The sequence below is a fragment of the Actinoplanes sp. NPDC023936 genome, assembly GCF_040639325.1.
Lineage (GTDB): Bacteria > Actinomycetota > Actinomycetes > Mycobacteriales > Micromonosporaceae > Actinoplanes.
In genome coordinates this window covers 1-18794 of the sequence record NZ_JBEZZR010000072.1, presented here as the reverse complement: position 1 = coordinate 18794, position 18794 = coordinate 1, and the positions used below count along the sequence as shown (strand labels likewise).

Below are 18794 nucleotides of genomic sequence, written 5' to 3'. Positions count from 1 at the left end.
GCGCTACCTCGCCCGCCACCTATTCACCATCATCAAGAAAGCATTCCCGCAGGCCACAGCCCCACTCAACACTTGACAAACATAGGGGCTTCCCATGCAGGCAAAACCGCTTGAACACATGCCTCAGCTACGGCCGACCGCCGCGAGCCGTAGCCAGTAACGGCTACCACCGCTTGATCACATGCCTCAGCTACGGCCGGACGCCGCGAGCCGTAGCCAGTAACGGCTACCACCCGCGATCACATGCCTCAGCTACGGCTCGCCGCCCCGGCCGCCCACCGGAAACAAGCACACCAACCCGGCCGCCACCGGAACCCCCAAAACCAGCCCGGCCGCCACCCCGAACCCCAGAACGAGCCCGGCCGCCACCCGACCCCCACACCAGCCCGGCCGCCACCCGAACCCCACACCAGCCCGGCCGATCTCCCCAACATCCGCCCTTGCCTACTGATCGAACACCGTGCATGCTGCTATTGCAGCGCTGCAAACGCCTTTTGCCGCGAATGCACCGCGCACTCCCGTGACCGTCCGGCCGCTCGGCGGTCACGGTGCCGGGGTCCTGGCCGGGAACCGGGACCCCGGCAACTACCATCGCTCCCATGACGGCCCGCGAGATCGTCGACCGCGTCCGGGCCGGAAAACTCGATCACGAGACGGCCCTCGACATGCTGACCGGCGCACCCGCCGCCGAGGTCGACTCTGCTCTTCAGACCACGCTCGAGACCGAATTCGATCGGCTGTTCCGCAACGGCTGGCAGCCGGCCGAGCTGCATCGGGCGGTGGCCCGGCGCGGCAACCCGATCCAGGCCGACATCGCAGCAGACGCATCACGAAATTTCCAGAAAAATCGGTCGCCGGTCGACCCTCGCTGGCGCGCCCAAGCCGACGCCCTCCCCCTCTCCCAGGACCGCCGCCGCCCCGACCGCATAGCCGTACTCGACGCGAAGCTGAGCCTGCTCACCGAGCTCCGCCAACTCCCGCCGATCGAGATCCTGGTACCGCCGCCGGGCACCCCTCTCACCACCGTGCCGCACCACTCCGACCGGCGGATCCTGGACCGGGTCCGTGCGCTGCTGGCGAAGGCCGAGGCGACCGACTTCTCGGCCGAGGCCGAGGCGTACAGCGCGAAGGCCCAGGAGCTGATCACCCGGTACCGGATCGAGGAGATCACCGCGCCGGCCGTGGACGTCACACCGTTCGCGCGGCGGATCGGCGTCGACCACCCCTACGAGAACGAGAAGGCCAGCCTCCTCGACGCCGTGTCCCGGGCGAACAACTGCCGCTGCGTCTGGACCCCGGAACTCGGCTTCAGCACGATCTTCGGCTTCGACGCCGACATCGACGCGGTCGAGTTGCTCTACACGTCGCTGCTGGTCCAGGCGAACCGGGCGATGACCCGCGACGAGCCGGCCAAGGGCAAGGCCAGAGTGAAGGCGTTCCGCCGGTCGTTCCTGGTGGCCTACGCGATCAGAATCGGCCAGCGGCTCCGGGAAACCGCCGAGCGCGAGATGGCCGGGCACAGCGACCTGCTGCCGGTTCTGCGCAACCGGGACATCCAGGTGCGCGAGGCGATGAACAAGGTCTTCCCGACGACCGTCCGGGCCCGCGGCAGCCGGGTGGACAGCCTGGAGGGCTGGGAGTCCGGCCGGGCCGCCGCCGACGAGGCCCAATTGCGTTGACACCCGCTTCCGGCGTACCGGAAGCTGGGCTCATGCACCCGATTTGACGCTGACATCTCTATGCGACACGCGCCTGCGCCGAGGCCGTGCTGCTCTACCCGGTCTACGCGCTGCTCTTCGCGGACGCCGGGCTCACGACCGCCGAGATCTCCTCGCTCTTCGCGATCTGGTCGGTGGTCTCCTTCGTGTGCGAGATCCCGGCCGGCGCGCTCGCCGACGTCTGGTCCCGCAAACGCCTCTATGCGATCGGTGAGCTGACCACCGCGACCGGTTTCGCCCTGTGGCTGATCTGGCCGTCCTATCCCGGTTTCGCGATCGGCTTCGCCCTCTGGGGCCTCGGCGGCGCGTTCAGCTCCGGCACGCTGGAATCCCTCGTCTACGACGAACTCGGCGAATCGACCGCATATGCGCAGGTCATCGGCCGCGCGGACACCGTCGCGCTGCTCGGCATGCTCGCCGCCACGCTGCTTGCCGCACCGGCTTACGCCGCCGGCGGATACCTCCTGGTCGGCATCATCAGCATCGCGACGGTCACCCTCGGCGGTCTGCTCGCGCTGCGTCTGCCGATTGTTGAGGGTACGAAAGACGACTCCGACAAAAGCCACCCCGGCGGTTACCTGGCAACCCTGCGCGACGGCGTCACGGAGGTTCTGGGCAAAGCCAATACCGTGGGACGAGCCGTCGTCGTGGCCGCTGCCGTGCCCGGGTTCAGCGCCCTGGACGAATACCTGCCCCTGCTCTCCCGGGACAAGGGTGCGGCGGCTTCGACCGTACCGTTGCTGTTCGCTCTGACCGCTCTGTCGATGGCCGCCGGCAGCGCCCTGGCCGGCCGGGTGCCCCCGGAGTCGGCCCGACCGCTGTCGCTGGCCGTGTCCCTGGCGGCGCTGACCCTGGCCGCCGGCGCGCTGATCCCGCACCTGGCCGGCATGCTCCTGGTCTCCGCCGCTTTCGGCCTGCTGCAATTCGCCATGGTCCACGCCGAGTCCCGCCTGCAAGCAGCGATAACCGGCACCTCCCGCACCACTGTCCTGTCCGTGGCAGGCTTCGGGGCCGAGGTGTTCGCGGTCCTGCTCTACGCGGGTTTCGCCCTCCCGCTGTCACTGCCGCCGCTGTTCGCCCTAGCCGCGATCCCCCTGCTGGCAACAGCATGGCTGACCCGCCGCCCCCACCCCGCGTGTTGATTTCGGGCGCGCTCCACACCCCAACTCCACACGCAGGACCAGACCCCACCCCGCGTGTGGAATTCGGGCGCGCTCCACACCCCAGCTCCACACGCAGGACCAGACCCCACCCCGCGTGTGGAATTCGGGCGCGCTCCACACCCCAACTCCACACGCAGGACCAGACCCCACCCCGCGTGTGGAATTCGGGCGCGCTCCACACCCCAACTCCACACGCAGGACCAGACCCCACCCGCGTGTGGAATTCGGGCGCGCTCCGCACCCCAACTCCACACGCAGGGAGATGGTGTGCGTCTTGACACCCGGGCCGGCCGGTCCGGCCGTCACGAACGCCCAGATCAGCAGCGCACTGAGCACGATGCGGACCAGGATGCCGGTCTCCGGGCGGCCCGGGATCAGCCCCCGGACTCCTCGGTCTCGGCGCCCTCCGGAACCGTGTCGTCGTCGCGGCTGTCCAGCCAGCCGTGCGGCAGCGACACCTTGCCCGGCGCGTTGACCCGCCCGCGCGGCTGACCGAGCGCCTCAGCCGGGAACGGCACCGACGGGTCGAGCTTGGCGAGCAGGTCGTCCAGCTCGGCCAGCGACGAGATCATGGCGAGGCTGCGGCGGAGCTCGCCACCGACCGGGAAGCCCTTCAGGTACCACGCGACGTGCTTGCGGAAGTCCGCACAGCCGTGTTTCTCGTCCTCCAGCGCCTCGACCAGCAACTGCGCGTGCCGCGCCAGGATCTTGGCGACCTCGCCGAGCGTCGGCAGCACCGGCCGGTAGTCAGCGCCCTGGGTGAACGCGGCCTCCAGGTCGGCGAAGAGCCACGGACGGCCCAGGCAGCCCCGTCCGACGACCACGCCGTCCACGCCGGTCTGCTCGACCATGCGCAGCGCGTCGGAACCCTCCCAGATGTCGCCGTTGCCCAGGACGGGCACGTCGAGCGCCTGCTTCAAGGTGGCGATCGCGTCCCAGTCGGCCTTGCCGGAGTACCGCTGCTCGGCGGTGCGCGCGTGCAGGGCCACGGCCGCCACACCGGCTTCCTGCGCGGCGAGACCGGCTTCGACGTACGTCAGATGGTCGTCGTCGATGCCCTTGCGCATCTTGATCGTGACTGGGATCCCGAAGGGTTTCGCCGCCTCGACCGCCTGCCGCACGATCCGCGCGAAGAGCCGCCGCCGCCACGGGAGGGCCGACCCACCGCCGCGCCGCGTCACCTTCGGCACCGGGCAGCCGAAGTTCAGGTCGATGTGATCGGCCAGGTTGTCCTCGCCGACCATCCGGACCGCGGCCGCCGTGACGTCCGGGTCCACGCCGTAGAGCTGCAGGCTGCGAAAACCCTCGTCCTCGGCAAACGTGATCATCTTGAGCGTCTTCGGGATCCGCTCGACGAGCGCCCGGGTGGTGATCATCTCGCAGACGTAGACGCCGCCGCCCTGCTCACGACAGAGCCGCCGGAACGCCACGTTGGTGATCCCCGCCATCGGGGCGAGCACGACGGGCGGGTTGACGGCATGGTCGCCGAGCAGAAGTGGTGCGGTCACGCGCTCTAGGGTGACACGCCACCGGCCCGCACTCCGAATCCCGGGTGCGCCGATCACAGCGGCCGGCGGACAAGCAGGTCACGAGTCCGGCATCGGCGCTCGATCCAGGCGCGGCTGACCGGGCAGATCCAGTCGGCCAGAGCAAGGGCCGTGGCGTGGATATCGGCGACTGGCCGGTTGAAGATCGGCTCCTGGTGCGCAAGCCGGTTGCGACAGAGATGGAGCACGGCTGCCGCATCATGGATGACTCTGCGCCGAGGCTGCCCGGGAAACACCCGGTAGACCGTCTCGCGCCAGAGGGTGCCGTCGTATTGGTTGGCGAGCAGGAACCGCCAAAAGCCGAGGTTCAACTCCGCTATGACCCGGCCGGCTGACTCCTCGCGCGCACCACGAGAAGCCCTCCGCCGGGCGATTTCGATGTCTTGAACCGCTCGAGGTTGCAGAAAACGACTCGAGATCACGAACCATCGAGGCTCATCGAATCGGCGCGCTGACCAAGCCGTCAGGTTCTCGTGGATGGCGTTGCGCAGCACGACCTCGACGTGCCCGATCGGCGCAGCCAAAGCCGCCGAGAGCTCTGAGTTCCAGGCGTAGAGCTCGAATGCCGTGTCGAGGTCCCCGTTGGCGGCGGCGTCATACGGCCCCATCCGTTCGGGTGAGAAACGGCGGTACAGCACGGTCGACTCGATGGTGGGACCGGTCATTGTGTGGCGTCAGCTCCGTTGCGCGCTAGGATTCGGGGCGAAGACCCCGGTCGCCTCTGCCACACGGCATGCTGCCGGGGTTATCGCTTGCACCTGCACCATTCTAGGCGTGGGACTAGTCTGCGCGCGACCAACCGAACTGGCGGGAATCTGGCAGAGTCGCCGTTGTGGGAGACAGTGAGCTGAGCCCGAGGCGGCTCGTTGCGGTTTTCGAGTCGCCGGTGTCGGAGGCCCTTCAGCGGTTAGCGGTGGAGCTGGGCTTCCACACCGTGCTGGTGGAGCCGGATCCGACACGGCTGTCCGGCACTCCCCGGCCGCACGGTGACACCTTCGTGGCCGACCTGGTCGCGGCCGGGATCGACGAGCACACCGACGTGGTGCTGACCGACCATCACCGGGCGGAGATCGGCGTCGTTCTGCGGGAGGCCCTGGCCGGCAAGAGCCGCTGGATCGGCATCGTCGGCAATCCGCGCAGCGAGGGACCGCACGTCGAGGCGTTGCGCGAGCTGGGCGTGCCGCCGGAGGAGATTGCCCGGGTGCACCGCCCGATCGGCCTCAACATCGGCAGCCGCACCGGCCCGGAGATCGCCCTGGCGATCCTGGCCGGCCTGATCGCCGACCGCAACAACCGTCCCGGCGGCTTCGACTTCTAACGAGCCCCGCCCCGATCTTGGCGATCTGCACACCATGCGCAAATCGCCAAGATCGCGACAAAAGCGGGGGATCAGCAGCCGGGGAGGCGCTTGATCAGGTAGTCCTCGATCTGGTCCAGGGAGACCCGCTCCTGCTTCATCGTGTCGCGGTCGCGCACCGTCACCGCGTTGTCGGTGAGGGTGTCGAAGTCGACGGTGACGCAGAACGGCGTACCGATCTCGTCCTGCCGCCGGTAACGACGGCCGATCGCCTGCGAGTCGTCGAACTCCACGATCCAACGCTTGCGCAGGTTCGCGGAGAGCTCCTTCGCCTTCGGCGAGAGCTCCGGGTTGCGCGAGAGCGGCAGCACGGCGACCTTGACCGGCGCGAGCCGCGGGTCGAACCGCATGACGGTGCGCTTGTCGACGCCGCCCTTGGTGTTCGGCGCCTCGTCCTCGTCGTACGCCTCGAGCAGGAACGCCAGCACCGCGCGGGTCAGGCCGGCCGCCGGCTCGATCACGTACGGCACCCAGCGCTCGCCCTTCTCCTGGTCGAAGTAGGAGAGGTCGACGCCGGAGTGCTTCGAGTGCGTCGACAGGTCGAAGTCGGTGCGGTTGGCGATGCCCTCGAGCTCGGCGAACTCGGTGCCGCCGAACTGGAAGCGGTACTCGATGTCGACGGTCCGCTTCGAGTAGTGCGAGAGCTTCTCCTTGGGGTGCTCGAAGAAGCGCAGGTTGCTCTCCGAGAGGCCCAGGTCGCGGTACCAGTCCCAGCGCTGCTGCAGCCAGTACTCGTGCCATTCCTCGTCGCTGCCGGGCACGACGAAGAACTCCATCTCCATCTGCTCGAATTCACGCGTACGGAAAATGAAGTTGCCCGGGGTGATCTCGTTCCGGAAGCTCTTGCCGATCTGCGCGATGCCGAACGGCGGCTTCTTGCGGGCCGCGGTCGCCACGTTGTTGTAGTTCACGAAGATGCCCTGGGCGGTTTCCGGCCGCAGGTAGTGCAGGCCTTCGGCGCTCTCGGTCGGGCCGAGATAGGTCTTCATCAGGCCGTTGAACATCTTCGGCTCGGTGAAGGTGCCCTTGTTGCCGCAGTTCGGGCAGTTCAGTTCCTTGAGCGAGGCCGGCAGCGAGCCGTGCTTCGCCTCGTAGGCCTCTTCCAGGTGGTCGGCCCGGAACCGCTTGTGGCAGGACTGGCACTCGGTCAGCGGGTCGACGAACGCGTCCAGGTGGCCGGAGGCGGCCCAGACGTCGCGGGACAGGATCACGGCGGAGTCCAGCCCGACGATGTCGTCACGCTGCTGGACCATGGTCCGCCACCACTGCCGGCGGACGTTCTCCTTGAGCTCCACGCCGAGCGGACCGTAGTCCCACGCCGAGCGGGTGCCTCCGTAGATCTCGCTGGAGGGGAAGACGAAGCCCCGGCGCTTGGCCAGGCTGACAACGGCATCGATACGATCGGCGGGCATTGGTGTTTTCCTCCTACGCCGGCTGGGTGTCGGCGGGGAAACTCGTGGTTATCGGACGAACAGCGAGATTACTCCCCGAGGTCACACACTTCGAATGCGCCCGTCGAGGTGTTCTGGCTCAGCTCCGCCTCGACCGTTTCGGTCCGCCCGTCCGGATAGGTCAGCCGCACCGGGACCGAGGCATAAACCAGATCAAGATCACCAATTTGGTACGCGGAAAAGGGCTCCGTGGCGGAGAGACGCGACGTATAGGCGGCTTCGGATTCCGACCGCTGCGCCGCGGGGCAGAGCAGATCGTAGGAGCGGGCGAAGTCCCGGTTCTGCACCGCCTCGACATAGCGGCCCACCACCACGTCGACCTGCTCGTTGAGCGCGTCGTCCATGGCCGCGGTCAGCCCGGCCACCGCGGCGGCGCCACCGCCGCAGACCAGCAGCAGCACTCCCCCGCTGATGCCGAGGCTCAGCCCGACACGGCGGCCACGCCCCTCGACCGGCGGCGCCGGGAACGGCGGGTGCACCCCGGGGCCGGGCGGGGGCGGCGGAACGTAGTGCGGCGCCGTGCTCATGTTTTCAGCCTAGTGCTCAGCGCCACGGTTCGGCGGCCCGGTCGCTGGCGGTCACGACGACCGCCTCGCCGGGGCCGGCCGAGGCGAGGGTCTCGAACGCGGAGGGCTCGTCGAGCGTCTCGGCCAGCAGGGGCGTGGCATGCATCTTGACCTCGAACCGGCCGAGGGCGCGCCGGTAGGCTCCGACGGACTCCCACTCGGTCGCCAGGGTCCAGGCGGACGGGTCCTCGAGGGCCCGGGCCAGCCGCCCGGAGCGGTAACCCGGGCTGTCCGCGAGGGCGGTGAGAGCGGCGTGCGCACGCTCGACGAAGCCGTCCTGCGTTTCCGGTGGGACGAGGAAGCGGTTGAGCACCAGCATGTGACGAGGGTACGCACGCCGAAGGAGCCGAACTGTGACGCCGTCCGACCAATTGCTGCGCCGTCTGGCCCGGGTCAACCCGACCGTGGCGTTCGCGGTGGGCCTCGCCGTGCTGCTGGCCGGGCTCTTCCTGCCGGGCATCGTGGGCGCCCTGCTGCTGGCGGTGCTCGCGGCCGGGCTCGGCGCGCTGACGTTCACCACCTGGCCGGTCCAGTCGCCGATCACCCGGGCGGTCCGGGTGGTCCTGCTCACCCTGCTGGTGGTCGCCGCGGTATCGAAGGCGCTGTGAACTCATGCGCTTTTGACAATCATTGTCATTATCGACCACAGTTGGTGACATGATGCGCCGCCTCACCCCCGCCCTGCTCCTTCTCGCCGTCCTGAGCGGCTGCGGAGCCCAAGCGGAGGACGACGGGAAGCTTTCCGTCGTCACCGCGTTCTACCCGCTGCAGTTCATCAGCGAGCGGGTGGGAGGTGACGTGGTCGACGTCAGCAACCTCACCAAGCCGGGCGCCGAGCCGCACGACGTCGAGCTCAACGCCGGCCAGGTCGGCCAGATCACCGACGCGAACCTGGTGGTCTACCTGAGCGGCTTCCAGCCGGCGGTGGACGACGCGGTCAAGCAGAACGGCAGCGACCACGCCTTCGACGCGGGCACCGCCGTCCAGCTGCTCTCCGCGGAATCGGCCGACGGCCACAGCCATGAAGGCGAGGAGGAGCACGCCGAGGAGAGCACCAGCAGCACCGACCCGCACTTCTGGCTGGACCCGACCCGGCTCGCCACGGTGGCCGAGAAGGTCGCCGCCGAGCTGGGCAAGGCCGACCCGGAGCACGCCGCCGACTTCACCGCCCGCGCCGCGGCCCTCGGCACCGAGCTCAAGACCCTGGACGGCGAGTTCACCACCGGGCTGAAGACCTGCGAGCGCCGTGAGCTGGTGACCAGCCACACCGCGTTCCACTACCTCGCGGACCGGTACGGTTTGGAGCAGATCGGCATCACCGGCATCGACCCGGAGGCGGAGCCGTCACCGCAGCGGCTCGCCGCCGTGGCCGAGGAGGCCAAGGAGCACGGCACCACCACGATCTTCTTCGAGACGCTTGTCAGCCCGAAGGTCGCCGAGACCCTGGCCCGCGAGGTCGGCGCCGAGACCGCGGTGCTGGACCCGCTCGAAGGCCTGACCGACGAGAATGCGGACTACTTCTCGGTGATGCGCGCCAACCTGGCGGCGCTCACCAAGGCGCTGGGATGTGAATCATGACGAATGTGGTCGAGGTACGGCACGCGGCGGCCGGCTACGACGGCCGGGAGATCCTCAGCGACGTCTCGCTGAGCGTCGCCGCCGGTGACGTGGTGGCCGTGCTCGGCGCGAACGGGTCCGGCAAGTCCACGCTGATCCGTACCGTCCTCGGCCTGGTGCCGCTGCGCCGCGGTGAGATCCAGCTGTTCGGCACCCCGCAGCGCCGGTTCCGGAACTGGGAGCGGATCGGGTACGTGCCGCAGCGGCTCGGCGCCGGCAGCGGGGTTCCCGCCACGGTCGGCGAGGTGGTGGCGTCCGGCCGGCTGGCCCGGCGCGGCATCTTCCGGTTCCCCGGCACGGCGGACCGGGCCGCGGTCCGCGAGGCGCTCTCGGACGTCGGCCTGCTGGATCGGATCGGCGACCCGGTCGCCACCCTCTCCGGCGGCCAGCAGCAGCGCACCCTGATCGCCCGGGCGCTGGCCGGCAAGCCCGACCTGCTGGTCCTGGACGAGCCGACGGCCGGCGTGGACGCGGCCAGCCAGGAGGCGTTCGCCGCGTCGCTCACCCGGTTCGCCGCGAACGGGGGCACGATCATGCTGGTGCTGCACGAGCTCGGTCCGCTGCGGCCGCTGATCGGGCGCGGTGTGGTCGTGCACGACGGGCGGATCGCGCACGAGGGGACGCCGCCCGAACCGGCCGGGCACCACGCCGAGCCGGGGCACGACCACGTGCACCCGCACGCCGACGAGGTCACGGCCGGCATCTGCGAGTGGGCGCCCACCGAGGGATCGAAGGCGTACTGATGGAGCTGCTCACCTACCCCTTCATGCAGCGTGCCCTGATCGGCGCGCTGATCATCGGGCTGGCCGCGCCGTCGCTCGGCATCTACCTGGTGCAGCGGCGGCTGTCGCTGATCGGTGACGGGATCGGGCACGTCGCGCTCACCGGCGTCGGCGTGGGCCTGCTCACCAACAACTCCCCGGTGCTCGCCGCCGTGGTGGTCGCCACGATCGGCGCGGTCGGCGTCGAGCTGATCCGCGAGCGCGGGCGCACCTCCGGCGACCTGGCCCTGGCCCTGCTCTTCTACGGCGGCATCGCCGGTGGCGTGGTGCTGGTCGGCCTCTCCGACGACAAGGGCAACTCGAACCTCATGCAGTACCTGTTCGGGTCGCTGATCACCACGTCACCGCAGGACATCGTGGTGATCGGCGGACTCGGCGCGGCAGTGCTGATCGCCATGCTGGCGCTGCGTCCGGCGCTCTTCGCGCTCTGCAACGACGAGGAGTACGCCCGGGTCAGCGGCCTCCCGGTGCGGACGCTCAACATCCTGCTCGCGATCACCACGGCGGTGACCGTGACGATCGCCATGCGTACCGTGGGCCTGCTCCTGGTCTCCGCCCTGATGGTGGTTCCGGTCGCGGCGGCCCAGCAGGTCACCCGCGGTTTCCGCAGCACGATGGCGGCGGCCATGCTGATCGGCGTGGGCGCGGCCGGCGCCGGCATCCTGGTCTCCGCCGAGGCGGACACCGCGCCCGGCGCCACCACGGTGCTGCTCGCCCTCGTCGCCTTCCTCGGCACCACGCTCGCCGGCGTGCTGCGCCGCACCCTGGTCCGGCGGTCCCGCCCGCCGGTCACCGCGGAACCTCCGGATGTCGTGTTGCATGGTTGACCGGGCGACAGCTGTACGGTGGTCGCAGCCATGACGACCACCGGTTATGAAGCGTACGAGTCGGCGGGGGCCCTGTTGCGCGCCCTCTCCGCACCCATCCGTGTGGCGATCGTGGTCGAACTGGGCGCCGGCGAGCGCTGCGTGCACGACCTCGTGGAGAAACTGGGCGCCCCTCAGCCCTTGGTCTCCCAGCACTTGCGGGTTCTGCGCGGAGCGGGCGTGGTGCGGGGTGTCCGCCAGGGCCGGGAGATCGCATACTCCCTGGTGGACGAACACGTCGCCCACATCGTCGCCGACGCGGTGAGCCACGCCAGGGAGAGCCGACAGTGAACCCGGAAATGACCCCCCGTAACACCAAGCAGCGCAGCGCGGTCAGCGCGGTCCTCGCCCAGACCGAGGGTTTCCACAGCGCTCAGGACCTGCACGCGATGTTGCGTGATCGGGGCGAGCGGGTCGGTCTGACCACGGTGTACCGGACGCTGCAGAACCTCGCCGACTCCGGTGAGATCGACGTGATGCGCCCACCCGGCGGCGAGCACCTCTACCGCCGGTGCAGCCAGGGACACCACCACCACCTGGTGTGCCGGTCGTGTGGCCGGACCGTCGAGGTGGCCGGTCCCGCGGTCGAGTCGTGGGCGGAGAAGGTCGCGGGCCAGCACGGCTTCGTCGACGTCTCACACACGCTGGAGATTTTCGGGACGTGCCAGGAGTGCGCCGGAAAGGGCTGAGTGGAACGCTGTCGCGTGTGAAGCTCTACGCCGACCGGCTGCCCACCGCGATCCGCCAGCTCCTGACCGACCTCCTCGTCGTCCTCTGGATCTATCTCTGGATCCGGGTCGCCCTCTGGATCTCCGACACCGTGGAGAAACTGGCCGTCCCCGGCCAGAAACTCGAGAGCGCCGGCGCCGGCATCGCCGACAACCTGGCCGACGCGGGCAGCAAGGTGGGACGGGTGCCGGTGGTCGGTGACGAGCTGACGAAACCGCTCACCGGCGCCGCGGACGCCGCACGGGCGATCTCCGACGCCGGTCAGCAGCAACAGGACCTGGTCGGGCAGCTCGCACTGATCATTCCGGCGATCGCGGTGGCCGTACCCCTGGCAATTGTTCTTCTGCTGTGGCTTCCGCTGCGCCTGCGCTGGATGCGCCGGGCCGGTGTCGCCGCTGCCGTGCGCGACGACCCGGCCGGTCGCGATCTGCTCGCGTTGCGCGCCCTGGCCGGCCGGCCGCTGGGCGAACTGTCGCGGCTCGGGCCGGACATCGCGCAGAGCTGGCGGGCGGGCGACGCGGACGCGGTGGACGCCCTCGCCGAGCTGGAGCTCAGGAGTCTCGGTTTGCGGACTCGTTAGCCTCGGCCTCCTCCTCGTCCTCGCCCCAGTTGCGGTGCGCGAACGGGAGGATGGCCCAGAGCGAGAGGAACCAGAGCCCGGTGATCACGGTGAGCGCGATCGCCCACTTCCAGTTCAGTACGTAATCGGTGATCAGCAGAACGCTGCTGACCATCGAGATCAGCATGAAGCCGAGCCCACCGGAGGCCATCCGGTGGGCGTACCGGACCAGTTCGGGCTTGCGTCCCTGCCGGAACAGCGCACGGTGGAACGCGACCGGCGAGATGATCATCGCGGTGGCGAACGCGGCGCTGATCAGCGCGACGATGTAAACGTCCTTCTGGAAGTTGGTGGCCTTGGGGAAGCCGTTGCTGAACGGGAGGGTGAGCAGGAACGCGAAGAGGATCTGCACGCCCGTCTGTGCGACGCGCAGCTCCTGCAACAGGTCCGCGAAATTCCGGTCCCAGCGCTGCTTCTCAGTTTCCTTGTTTCGGGAGGATGCCGTGTCGACCGCCATGTCGGCGCAGCGTTCCCGATCCCGCGCATGGTCAAACGCCGAGCGCCGGCGCCGGGCTTTCTTATGCTGCGACGCCGGTCCGCGCGAGAATCGCGTCAGCCAGCTCACGCGGCGCCTCCTCCGGGATCCAGTGGCTGATCCCGCGCATCGCGACCAGCTGGTAATCCGCCGACACCCAGTCGGCGGTGCGCAACGCGGCGGTCAGGCCGACCACCCCGTCCCGATCACTCCAGACATATGTGGTCGGGACGGTGATCACACCGGTTCCGGCCATCTGGTCGGTGGTGAAGGCGCGATACCAGTTCAGGCCTCCGGTGAGCCGGCCCGGTTCGCGCGCCGCGTCCACGTACCGGCGCACCCGCTCCTCGGCCAGCGGACGCAGCATCCAGCGCAGCACCGCGGCGTCGCGCCCGAGCAGCAGGCGCTCGGCTCGCGGGGAGCGGAACACCTGGAAGTAGGCGAGGCGGGCCTTCTGCGACGGGCGCACCCGGATGGCGAGCAGCAGGGCGCGCGGGTGCGGCACGGAGACGGCGGTGAGCGTACGCACGCGCCCCGGATGGAACGCCGCGAGCAGCCAGCCGATCTGGGCGCCCCAGTCGTGCCCGACCACGTGTGCCCGCTCGACGCCGAGCTCGTCGAGCACGGCGACGGCGTCGGCGACCGCCTCCCGGAGCCGGTACGCGTCGACGTCGCGCGGCCGGGCGCCCGGGGAGTAGCCGCGCTGGTTCAGCGCGTAGGTCCGCAGACCCGCGTCGTTCAGCGTGGGGACGATCCGCTCGAACTCGCGGTTGTCCTGTGGGAAGCCGTGCAGCAGCAGGACCGGTTCGCCGCCCTCCGGACCGCCCGCGGAAACCTCGAACGTCAAGCCACGAGTCTTGATCTCCATGTGACTGCTACCTCCCTATCCCGGCCAATGACCAGGTGTTAGCGTCGTCGCAGCAAATGTAGCGAAGCTTGTTCGCGACGACGGAGACCAAATGCGCCGCTCAGCGATGCGCGGGTCAAGGTAGGTCGCGAACAAACTTCGTCCGACAGGGGAGCGCACAAGCGCTGAGAGTGCGGGCGACCGCAGACCCTCGTACCTGATCTGGGTAATGCCAGCGCAGGAAGCTCGGTCATCTCTTATCAATGGCGCGCGTCTCCTCCCGGTACCCGCTGGGAGGCGTTATGAACGACAACACCCACCGCTGGCGCACGATAGACATCGTGATCGCCTCCGTCATCGCCGTCGCCTTCGGCGTGATCTTCTGGGCCTGGAACACGGTCTGGAGCGTCACGGAGAGCGCGTTCGCGTTCTTCCCGCCGGCGCAGGCGATCCTCTACGGCATCTGGCTGATGCCGGCCGTGCTCTCCGGGCTGATCATCCGTAAGCCCGGCGCGTCCCTCTACACCGAGACCGTCGCGGCGATCATCTCCGCGCTGCTCGGCAACCAGTGGGGCGGCACGGTCATCGTCCAGGGCCTCTGCCAGGGCCTCGGCGCGGAGCTCGCGTTCGCGGCGCTGCGCTACCGCTCCTGGAAGCTGCCGGCCGCCCTGCTCGCCGGCGCGCTCACCGGCCTGAGCGCGGCGATCTACGACTTCTTCGTCTGGAACTCGGAGTACGCGCTCGGCAGCTACCGCATCCCCTACGCCGTCTTCACCGTGGTGAGCAGCGTGCTCATCGCCGGCCTGGGCAGCTGGGCCCTGGTCCGGGCGCTCGCGCCGACCGGTGTGCTCGATCGGTTCGGAGCGGGCCGGGAACGGGCACTCATCTAAAGTCATGAGTGAGGTTCAGCTTCGCGGGTTCGGGTGGCGGCACGCCGGGCGCCGCGCCTGGGCGGTCCGCGACTTGGACCTGCACGTGCGGCACGGCGAGCGGGTGCTGCTGCTCGGCCCTTCCGGTGCCGGCAAGAGCACCCTGCTCGCCGCGCTCGCCGGCCTGCTGCCGTCCGATTCCGGTCAGTCCGAGGGGTCCATTGAGATCGATGGGCTCGATCCGGCGAAGGCGCGCGACAAGGTCGGCATCCTCTTTCAGGATCCGCAGACCCAGCTCGTGATGGCGCGCAGCGGCGACGACGTGGCGTTCGGCTGCGAGAACCGCGGCGTGCCGGCGTCGGAGATCTGGACTCGGGTCTCCGACGTGCTCGATCGCGTCGGCTTCCGGTATCCGATCAATCGCTCGACCGCGGCCCTCTCCGGCGGCGAGGCACAGCGCCTCGCGCTCGCCGGCGTGCTGGCGCTGCGTCCCGGCCTGCTGCTGCTCGACGAGCCGACAGCCAATCTCGACCCACCCGGCGCGGCCCTGATCCGGGAGTCGCTCACCGAGGCCATGAGTCCGGAAACGACCATGATCATCGTTGAGCACCGGGTGACCGAGGCGCTGCCGCTGGTGGACCGGGTGGTGGTTCTGGAGCCGGGAGGCGGCGTCCGCGCGGACGGCTCGCCCGAGGTGATCTTCGCCGCCTACGGTGACAAACTGGCGTCCGAAGGCGTCTGGGTGCCCGGTTTCAGCTTTCCGCCGCTCAAGGCGACCGCAACGGCCACTTCCGATTTGGTACGGGCGGAGCACGCTTCCGTGCGAAACCGGCTTCGTCCGGTCTCGATCACTGCCAGAGGCGGCGAGGTCCTGGCCGTGACAGGTCCCAACGGCGCCGGGAAATCCACCCTGGCCCTGCTGCTCGGCGGGCTGCTCGCGCCCACCTCCGGCCGGATCGAGGCGTTCGGCGACAAACGCCCGCCGCACCGGTGGCGGGCCGCGACGCTGACCCAGCGGATCGGGTCGGTCTTCCAGAACCCGGAGCACCAGTTCGTCACCGGCCGGGTCGCCGACGAACTCGCGCTCGGCCCCCGCCGGGTCGGCAAGTCATCCGCCGAGGTGCGCGACATCGTCGGCGAGCTGTTGCGGCGGCTGCGCCTGGAGAAGCTGGCCGAGGCGAATCCGTACACCCTCTCAGGTGGTGAGGCACGCCGTCTGAGCGTCGCGACGGCGCTGGCCACGGCCCCGCGGCTGCTGGTGCTGGACGAGCCGACGTTCGGCCAGGACCGGCGGACGTGGCAGGAACTGGTCAGTCTGCTCGCGGAGCTGCGGGATGCCGGGCACGGGATCGTCGCGGTCACCCACGACGAGGCGTTCGTCCGTACCCTCGCGGACCGCACCGTCCCGCTCGGCGAACCGGAACCGGACCCGCTCCCCCGGAGGGTCCGTCCGTGACCCTCGCCCTGGAACCTCTCGCCGATCCGTCCGCGCCGCTCGCCCGCCGCAACCCGGTCGCCAAGCTGGGCGCCGCGCTGCTCTTCTCGGTCCCGCTGATCGCCACCGTGGACGTGTTCACGCCGGCCGTCGCCCTGGTCCTCGAGCTGATCCTGCTGCCGTTCTTCGGTGTCCGGTTCCGAACATTGGCGGTCCGGGCCGCGCCACTGCTGCTCGCCGCCGCCGGAGTGCTGGTCTCGGTCACCCTGTTCGCGGCCGAGCGCAGCGGCGACCTGCTGTTCTCGGCCGGGCCGTTCGACGTGACCACCGGGGTGCTCGCCACCGCGACCGCGCTGATCCTGCGCATCTTCGCGGTGGCGCTGCCCGGCATCGTCGTCTTCGCCACCACCGACCCCACCGACCTGGCCGACGCGCTGGTGCAGAACGCGAAGGCGCCGGCCCGGTTCGCGATCGGGGCGCTCGCCGCCTTCCGGCTGCTGCCGCTGCTCACCGAGGAGTGGCGGGCGCTCAGCCTGGCGCGCCGGGCCCGCGGCATCGACGCGGGGCGCAACCCGGTCGCCAAGCTGCGGCTCTTCGCGTCGACCGCGTTCGCGCTGCTGGTCGGCGCGCTGCGGCGCGGGGTGCGGCTCGCGGTGGCGATGGACGCGCGTGGTTTCGACTCGGGCGTGCCCCGCACCTACGCCCGGCGTCAGCACTTCACCGGCGCCGACACCGTTCTGGTCGTGGCCGCCGGCCTGGCGTCCGCGACGATCCTGGTGCTTTCGGTGGTCCTGGGCTTCTTCCGGCCGGTTGTCGGCTGACCGTTCGCCCCGCCGTCACGAGATCGACAGCGAGAGTTGTCCTCATCGGACGAGGGTGAGGTGCACTCAACGATCTTCGTAGGAGCTCACCGCCATGGGTCACGGCCACGACCACTCGCATGACGACGTCCACACTTCCGCAGGGGACCTCCCGGAGGCCTTGGACCTCAGCGTCCCGGAGACCGAGCTCTCCCCCGACGACAAGTCCCGCCGCCGCTTCCTGCTCGGCGCGGGGCTGCTCGGCGCCGGCGCCGCCGCCTCCGTGCTCGCCCGTCCGGGCGCCGCCGAGGCCGCCGGCCTGCCGCACACCCACGGCAGCTCGGCCGGTGGCAACGACAAGGGCGGTTTCCGGTGGCTCGCCGGTGATCACCACATTCACACCCAGTACAGCTCGGATGCCCAGTACCGGGTTCTCGACCAGGCGCAGAAGGGTCAGGCGTACGGCCTGGACTGGCTGGTCATCACCGACCACGGCAGCGCCGCCCACGCCAAGATCGGTGTGGAGAAGGTCAACCCGGACATCGTGAAGACCCGTGAGGAGCTCAAGGGGCTGCTCACCTTCCAGGGTCTGGAGTGGAACATCCCGGCCGCCGAGCACGCGACGGTGTTCGTCACGCCGAGCAAGAACGAGGTCGAGGTTCTCAAGCAGTTCGAGAACGCGTACGACGGCACGTTCGCCCCGTCGACGAACACCGCTGCCCAGAACGAGGCCCTCGCGATCGCCGGCATCAAGTTCCTCGGCGAGCAGGTGAAGAAGCGCAAGATCGACGGTGCGCTGTTCTTCGCGAACCACCCGGCCCGCCGCGGCATCGACTCGCCGCACGAGATCCGCGGCTGGCGCGACGCCGACCCGACCGTCGCGGTCGGCTTCGAGGGCGCGCCCGGCCACCAGGCCGCCGGCATCCCCGCCCCGAACGGCCGTGGTGGCGCCCGCGGCTACTACGACAACAACCCGTCGGCCGCCTCGTTCCCCGGGTACCCGCTGGAGAGCTACCGCACCTGGGGTGGCTTCGACTGGATGACCGCCACGGTCGGTGGTCTCTGGGACAGCCTGCTCGCCGAGGGCAAGGCGTGGTGGATCACCGTCAACTCGGACAGCCACGTGAACTACCTGGACCAGACCGAGCGCGGGCCGGGCAGCGACTTCAACGCCAACGGCAAGTACAACGACCCGGTCTACAACGGCTCGATCAACACCCAGGCCGGCGACTTCTGGCCGGGCTTCTACGGCCGGACCAACGTGGGCGCGTCGTCGTTCTCGTACAAGGCGGTCGTCGACGGCCTGCGCGCCGGCCGCGTCTGGGTCGACCACGGCCGGCTCATCAAGGGCCTGGACGCCCGGGTCCGCGTGTCCGGCGACCGCCGCTGGTCGAACGGCACCCCGCTCGGCGGTGTGCTGCAGGTCAAGCGGGGCACCTCGACCGAGCTGACCCTCGAGATCGACCTGCAGGACATCCCGAACTGGGCCGGCTTCATCCCGGTCCTCAAGCGGGTCGACGTGATCGTCGGCACGGTCACCGGCCCGGTCACCGACAGGGACGCCTTCACCGCCCCGAACACCCGGGTGGTCAAGTCGTTCGAGATCTCCAAGACCAGCGGGAAGATCTCGCTCAGCTACCGCCTGGGCCGCCTCGACAAGCCGTTCTACCTCCGGGTACGCGGCACGGACGGCAACCGGACCCAGCCGGGCCTGATGGGCGCCTCGGTCGACCCGTACGGTCCCCAGCTGGACGTGTCCGGCGCCGCTGACCCGTGGGGCGACCTGTGGTTCTACACCAACCCCATCTGGGTCCTGCCCCGATGACAGGCTCCGTCGCGCCGGCCGCGACCGCGGCCGGCGCCGCCCCGGTAGTGGGTGGGCGCCGGGGGGCCCCGGCCCGCCCCGCGGGCGCCCACAGGGAGGGCGGGCTGTACCCCGCGCCCCGGGGGGGC

Annotated in this window: 21 protein-coding genes and 1 riboswitch; of the genes, 14 read left to right on the top strand and 7 right to left on the bottom strand. The window is 69.9% G+C overall.

What is annotated here, in order from left to right:
• The first annotated feature begins 599 nt into the window (after window positions 1-599).
• Together AB0F72_RS41355 and AB0F72_RS41350 are read left to right on the top strand one after the other, a co-directional pair.
• Complete coding sequence (locus tag AB0F72_RS41355) at window positions 600-1679, top strand: DUF2786 domain-containing protein (protein ID WP_360444511.1); 1080 nt, start codon at window positions 600-602, stop codon at window positions 1677-1679.
• 86 nt (window positions 1680-1765) lie between these two features.
• On the top strand, window positions 1766-2860 hold the full coding sequence (locus tag AB0F72_RS41350) for an MFS transporter (protein WP_360444508.1): 1095 nt from the start codon (window positions 1766-1768) through the stop codon (window positions 2858-2860).
• Between the two features lie 395 nt (window positions 2861-3255).
• Here the strand turns inward: AB0F72_RS41350 and dusB are convergent, their stop codons facing one another.
• Entirely contained in the window at window positions 3256-4389 is a 1134-nt protein-coding gene (gene dusB / locus AB0F72_RS41345; RefSeq protein WP_360444505.1) for a tRNA dihydrouridine synthase DusB, read from the bottom strand.
• A gap of 53 nt (window positions 4390-4442) precedes the next feature.
• Entirely contained in the window at window positions 4443-5093 is a 651-nt protein-coding gene (locus AB0F72_RS41340; protein WP_360444502.1) for a hypothetical protein, read from the bottom strand.
• Window positions 5094-5260: 167 nt separating this feature from the next.
• Here AB0F72_RS41340 and AB0F72_RS41335 point away from each other — a divergent pair, with 167 nt between their 5' ends.
• Window positions 5261-5746 (top strand): XdhC family protein, encoded by a 486-nt coding sequence (locus AB0F72_RS41335; RefSeq protein WP_360444499.1) that lies wholly within the window; start codon window positions 5261-5263, stop codon window positions 5744-5746.
• A 71-nt stretch (window positions 5747-5817) separates the two neighbouring features.
• Here the strand turns inward: AB0F72_RS41335 and AB0F72_RS41330 are convergent, their stop codons facing one another.
• The 3 genes from AB0F72_RS41330 to AB0F72_RS41320 form a co-directional block, all read right to left on the bottom strand.
• Window positions 5818-7197, bottom strand: coding sequence for a glycine--tRNA ligase (locus tag AB0F72_RS41330; RefSeq protein ID WP_360444496.1), 1380 nt, complete (start codon window positions 7195-7197; stop codon window positions 5818-5820).
• Between the two features lie 68 nt (window positions 7198-7265).
• Window positions 7266-7763, bottom strand: a complete 498-nt coding sequence (locus AB0F72_RS41325) for a hypothetical protein (RefSeq protein ID WP_360444493.1) — start codon at window positions 7761-7763, stop codon at window positions 7266-7268.
• Between the two features lie 16 nt (window positions 7764-7779).
• Window positions 7780-8121: an antibiotic biosynthesis monooxygenase family protein gene (locus AB0F72_RS41320; RefSeq protein ID WP_360444490.1), complete on the bottom strand. Its 342-nt coding sequence runs from the start codon at window positions 8119-8121 to the stop codon at window positions 7780-7782.
• Between the two features lie 34 nt (window positions 8122-8155).
• Here AB0F72_RS41320 and AB0F72_RS41315 point away from each other — a divergent pair, with 34 nt between their 5' ends.
• The 7 genes from AB0F72_RS41315 to AB0F72_RS41285 are packed head-to-tail and all read left to right on the top strand — an operon-like array spanning window position 8156 to window position 12376.
• Window positions 8156-8410, top strand: a complete 255-nt coding sequence (locus tag AB0F72_RS41315) for a DUF6703 family protein (protein WP_360444487.1) — start codon at window positions 8156-8158, stop codon at window positions 8408-8410.
• A gap of 49 nt (window positions 8411-8459) precedes the next feature.
• The gene (locus AB0F72_RS41310) at window positions 8460-9380 is read left to right on the top strand and encodes a metal ABC transporter substrate-binding protein (RefSeq protein WP_360444485.1); all 921 of its coding nucleotides are present in this window, start codon (window positions 8460-8462) and stop codon (window positions 9378-9380) included.
• On the top strand, window positions 9374-10162 hold the full coding sequence (locus AB0F72_RS41305; RefSeq protein WP_360444514.1) for a metal ABC transporter ATP-binding protein: 789 nt from the start codon (window positions 9374-9376) through the stop codon (window positions 10160-10162). The genes AB0F72_RS41310 and AB0F72_RS41305 overlap by 7 nt, the downstream gene beginning before the upstream one ends.
• Complete coding sequence (locus tag AB0F72_RS41300; protein WP_360444483.1) at window positions 10162-11028, top strand: metal ABC transporter permease; 867 nt, start codon at window positions 10162-10164, stop codon at window positions 11026-11028. Before AB0F72_RS41305 ends, AB0F72_RS41300 begins: the two co-directional genes overlap by 1 nt.
• Window positions 11029-11058: 30 nt before the next feature.
• Window positions 11059-11358, top strand: a complete 300-nt coding sequence (locus AB0F72_RS41295) for a metalloregulator ArsR/SmtB family transcription factor (protein ID WP_014441320.1) — start codon at window positions 11059-11061, stop codon at window positions 11356-11358.
• Window positions 11359-11366: 8 nt separating this feature from the next.
• Complete coding sequence (locus tag AB0F72_RS41290; RefSeq protein WP_360444478.1) at window positions 11367-11756, top strand: transcriptional repressor; 390 nt, start codon at window positions 11367-11369, stop codon at window positions 11754-11756.
• A gap of 17 nt (window positions 11757-11773) precedes the next feature.
• Window positions 11774-12376: a hypothetical protein gene (locus tag AB0F72_RS41285; protein ID WP_360444475.1), complete on the top strand. Its 603-nt coding sequence runs from the start codon at window positions 11774-11776 to the stop codon at window positions 12374-12376.
• On the opposite strand, the gene AB0F72_RS41280 is transcribed toward AB0F72_RS41285, so the two are convergent.
• Both AB0F72_RS41280 and AB0F72_RS41275 read right to left on the bottom strand, forming a co-directional pair.
• Window positions 12348-12872, bottom strand: coding sequence for a DUF6328 family protein (locus AB0F72_RS41280; protein WP_360444472.1), 525 nt, complete (start codon window positions 12870-12872; stop codon window positions 12348-12350). The two genes, AB0F72_RS41285 and AB0F72_RS41280, sit on opposite strands and share 29 nt — an antisense overlap.
• 61 nt (window positions 12873-12933) lie before the next feature.
• Window positions 12934-13758, bottom strand: a complete 825-nt coding sequence (locus AB0F72_RS41275) for an alpha/beta hydrolase (protein WP_360444469.1) — start codon at window positions 13756-13758, stop codon at window positions 12934-12936.
• A 137-nt stretch (window positions 13759-13895) separates the two neighbouring features.
• A riboswitch (TPP riboswitch) is annotated at window positions 13896-13999 on the top strand.
• Window positions 14000-14039: 40 nt separating this feature from the next.
• Between AB0F72_RS41275 and AB0F72_RS41270 the strand changes: the two genes are divergently transcribed.
• The 4 genes from AB0F72_RS41270 (at window position 14040) to AB0F72_RS41255 (ending at window position 18666) form a co-directional block, all read left to right on the top strand.
• On the top strand, window positions 14040-14627 hold the full coding sequence (locus AB0F72_RS41270; protein WP_360444466.1) for an ECF transporter S component: 588 nt from the start codon (window positions 14040-14042) through the stop codon (window positions 14625-14627).
• Window positions 14628-14631: 4 nt separating this feature from the next.
• Window positions 14632-16062 carry an ABC transporter ATP-binding protein gene (locus AB0F72_RS41265; protein WP_360444463.1) on the top strand — a complete coding sequence of 477 codons (1431 nt, stop codon included), beginning with the start codon at window positions 14632-14634 and terminating at the stop codon, window positions 16060-16062.
• On the top strand, window positions 16059-16862 hold the full coding sequence (locus AB0F72_RS41260) for an energy-coupling factor transporter transmembrane component T (RefSeq protein ID WP_360444460.1): 804 nt from the start codon (window positions 16059-16061) through the stop codon (window positions 16860-16862). The genes AB0F72_RS41265 and AB0F72_RS41260 overlap by 4 nt, the downstream gene beginning before the upstream one ends.
• Window positions 16863-16956: 94 nt before the next feature.
• Window positions 16957-18666 (top strand): PHP domain-containing protein, encoded by a 1710-nt coding sequence (locus AB0F72_RS41255; protein ID WP_360444458.1) that lies wholly within the window; start codon window positions 16957-16959, stop codon window positions 18664-18666.
• The last annotated feature ends 128 nt before the right edge of the window (window positions 18667-18794 follow it).